The organism is Streptomyces sp. BR123, assembly GCF_013401435.1.
GTDB lineage: Bacteria > Actinomycetota > Actinomycetes > Streptomycetales > Streptomycetaceae > Streptomyces.
In genome coordinates this window covers 1-2,750 of sequence record NZ_JACBGN010000511.1, presented here as the reverse complement: position 1 = coordinate 2,750, position 2,750 = coordinate 1, and the positions used below count along the sequence as shown (strand labels likewise).

General features: G+C 72.4%; 2 protein-coding genes. Both read left to right on the top strand.

The features are described from left to right. Positions 1 to 383: plasmid transfer protein TraA (traA, locus tag HYE82_RS35710; protein WP_179178386.1), on the top strand; the 383-nt coding region annotated here is incomplete at its 5' end. An 11-nt stretch (positions 384 to 394) separates the two neighbouring features. Continuing rightward, positions 395 to 2,446, top strand: a complete 2,052-nt coding sequence (gene traB / locus HYE82_RS35705) for a plasmid transfer protein TraB (protein WP_179178385.1) — start codon at positions 395 to 397, stop codon at positions 2,444 to 2,446. The last annotated feature ends 304 nt before the right edge of the window (positions 2,447 to 2,750 follow it).

The following is a 2,750-nucleotide window of genomic DNA, read 5'->3' as shown; positions in this document are numbered from 1 at the left end:
CCGCGGCCGGGGGTGGGCAGGGGCGGAACCGGTCGCTGCTGCCCGCGCCGGAGTTCACCTCCCCGGCACAGGTCCGCGAGTACTGCAACGCCGTCCGCGCCGCCGGCGTCGCCCTGTCGATCGAGGTGGCGATGGGTGCGGAGATCCTCAAGGCCACCCTGGTGACCGTCCCGGACCCCGACGGCCGGATCGGCGGTTCGCGGTTCCGGGCGGCGAAGGTGGCGCGGAAGATGCAGCGCGCCGCGGACGCCCTGAGGGACGCGGCGAAGAACGCCGCCGCCACCTACGCGGCCTTTCAGCAGGAGTACGAGGAAGAGATCAACCGTGTCCGCCACCGTGCCCGGCGCCCGTCGGCGCCGCGCATGGACTGGGGCCAGCTCTAAAAGGGGGAGTGATGGCAACGACTGAACGCACCACACCGGAGCAGCAGTACGAGGACCAGTTGCGCGGCTCCTCCGACGGCGCCGGCTTGGGTGCGTACGTGCTGCACCGGGCGAAGCCGCACCTGCCGCCGTGGCTGTGCGCGGGTGGTCTGGGGCTGGCCGGGCTGCTGGGCAGTCTCCAGTGGGAGGGCAGTGCCGCCGCTGGCGTCGGCCTCACGCTGGCCTCGGTCGCGTTGACCGGGGTGACGTGGTGGGCGGGTAGGAGCACCGGGCAGCAGCGTCGCCTGCACTCGGCCATCACGGTGGCGGCGGGGTCGGCGTGGTTGACCGGGGCCTGCCTCGCCGGACCGGCCACTGGGCCCCTGCCGGACCTGTACCTGATGGGCGGCCCGGCGCTGGCCCTGTCGTGGAACATCCGCATGGTGCTGCGCCGCAACGTCGACGGCACGGCCGCCGGTGGGGCGGACAAGGGCCTGTTGGAGAAGGTCGGACTGGCCCGGGCGCAGATCGGGGCGACGTCGGTGGAGCCGAACCGGGTCACGGCGAAGATGGCCCTGGAGGCCGGGGAGCAGACCAACGACGACGTGGCCAAGGTGCTCCCGCGGATTGCGTCGGCATTGGACCTGCCCAAGTCTGCCGTCCGCTACATGCCCGACCCTGACTCCGCCCGCCGCGGCGAACTGGTCATCGTCCCGGAGGACATGCTTGCGCAGGTCGCGGAGTGGGAGGGCCCGTCGAACCTGGGCGGGAGCATCGCGGATCCTCTGGTCATCGGCCGCTACGACGATGGTTCCCCGCTCCTGCTGTGGCTCCCCGGTGACCCTGAGATCAAGCGGAACAGCACGCATCTGCTGATCGCGGGCGGGACCGGTTCGGGTAAGGGCGAGACCGCCCTGAACCTGATGCTGGAGATCCTCTCCCGCCGGGACGTGCTGCTGTGGGTGTCGGACCCGAAGATGTTCCAGGACTTCCGCCCGCTGCTGCCCGGCATCGACTGGGCCGCGGAGGGCGGGCCGGACACCGAGGTCATGGTGGAGGCCATCAAGGTCGTCATCCCCGCTCGTACGCGCTGGCTTGGGGCCCACGGCTACCGCCAGTGGGTCCCCGAGGCGGCCGAGCAGCAGACCAACCGAGATCACACCTGCCGCCCCGACGGTCGGCCGTGCGGGTGCGCGGGGATGCCGTTCCTGGTCACGTGGATGGAAGAGGCGGCCAACACGCTCCGGCTGATGGGCGACGACGCGTTCACCGGGATCGCCCAGGAGGCCCGCTCCGCCGGTGTCTCCCTGATCGTGTCCCTGCAGCGCCCCTCGTACGACCAGATGTCCACCTCCACCCGGGCGTCCCTGCCGTCCGTGATCGCCCTCGGCTGCGACCCCCGCGACGAAGGGTTCTCCCTCCCCGAGGCCGTCATCGATGCGGGTGCGCACCCGGGCGCGTGGGGCAACCGGCGGCCGGGCTACTGCTACGTCGTCTCTCCGGGCATTCCCGAGGACCGCTACCCGTCTCCGGGCCGCACCCTCGCCGTCCCCCACACCGCCACCCCGGCCCTGGAAGAGCTGGCCGGGTGGGCGCAGGCCAACGGCGCGCCCGCGGACCCGGTCACCGCCGGCGCGGCCCGGACGGTGGCCGGACAGAACTACGCCGGTCGCACCGCCCCCGGTACCGCCCCGGCACTCCCGCCGACCATCGACGAGGAGGTGGGGGTGGAAGTGGAATCGTCCGGGCTCCTCGTGGATCCGGAGGACGCCGGTATCGACCCCGAGGTCGACCTGCCCGACGGGGAGGACGGCGACGACACCCCACTGTGGGAGTCCCCCGGGCACAAGCCCTCCCCGGAGGAGGCCCGGGAACTGTTCGCGGACGCGCTGGACGACTTCGAGGCGGCCGGGCGGATGGTGGTCGGTCCGAAGGACTTCATGGACTGGTGCGACCGACACAACCTCTCCCGCCCCTGGGTCTCCGCCCGCCTGAAGGACGCGGCCCTGGACGGCCGGCTGGAGCCGACCTCGGTCACCGGCCGGTGGCGGATCGTCCCCACCTCAAGATCGCCTGACGCCTGACACTGTCAGGCCGCCGTGACACCCAAACCCCTAGGCAAACCCGCTGTCAGACCCCGTGACACCCACGGTCTGACACCCCCTGACAGTGACGCCTGACACCTCACCCTCGGGCCCGCGCCACCCACCACGGCGCGGGCCCGACCCACATCCCGGGAGGCATGCAGATGCCCCACAAACCCGTCATCCACCACCCCGCGCCGATCACCTGGCACCCCGGCCCGCCCCTCGCGCCGGGGCCCCTCCTCCCTGCGATACCGGCCGGGGTGGACATCCGGCTGGTCACCCTGCCGGACGGAACCCGCAC

Coding starts and splice junctions, on each gene's coding strand:
- traB (WP_179178385.1), top strand. CDS start 395: ATGGCAACGACTGAACGCACCACACCGGAGCAGCAGTACGAGGACCAG.